Source organism: Herbiconiux daphne (genome assembly GCF_024979295.1).
GTDB classification, from domain to species: domain Bacteria; phylum Actinomycetota; class Actinomycetes; order Actinomycetales; family Microbacteriaceae; genus Herbiconiux; species Herbiconiux daphnes.
The window spans coordinates 1-630 of record NZ_JANLCJ010000503.1 but is presented as its reverse complement, the minus strand read 5'-3'; the positions used below and the strand labels follow the sequence as shown (position 1 = coordinate 630).

At 47.3% G+C, this 630-nt stretch carries 1 protein-coding gene; it reads right to left on the bottom strand.

Annotated elements, in window-relative coordinates:
• The coding region (locus N1032_RS26100; protein ID WP_259543542.1) for a phage minor capsid protein at window positions 1-553 on the bottom strand (553 nt) is incomplete at its 3' end.
• Between the last annotated feature and the right edge of the window lie 77 nt (window positions 554-630).

The window sequence follows — 630 nt, the reverse complement described above, 5'->3', positions numbered from 1 at the left end:
CCGCCTTATCCACAAAACCGGACGGAATCCCCTTTTCCGCCCATTGGTTGAGTGTTCTTTGCAATGCTTGGTCTAATGTCGCAACCCCCGTCAAAGCTTCGGCGGCGGTCTTGTTGACAATATCCCGATACATTTGGGCAACCGTGCCAAAACCTTGGCGGGTCATCAAAGTTTCGTTGATTAGATTGTCCAAGTTGTATTTGGCACGGTTGATGTATTGGGTCAACAAGATTTGCATCGGGTTCATCGATGGAATGATTCGATGCCCACCCATCAAACTATCCACTTCTTTTTGGGTAGCGTAGCCGGCTTGACGGATGGCATTTTCGATTTCTTCGGGTGCTTTTCCGGCAACCTCGGCAATGACCTTCAATGTTTCTTTGGTCAATTGACCCGTTTCGGCAAGTTTGTTGATTTGCCATTCGGGGATGGTGATTGTTTCGCGGTCACCTTTCGCCAAACGTTGGGTCACGGTTTCCAAGATGCGGATGTTCAAATGGTTGTAAATTTCTTCGACCTTGGCGGTGTAAAAATCCAATTGTTTTGGTTGCATTTAATCACCTATTCTTGGGTTACGTCTTCGGGTTGATTCGTATCAACGGCATCCGGTTCACTCGTTCCAAAGACTTC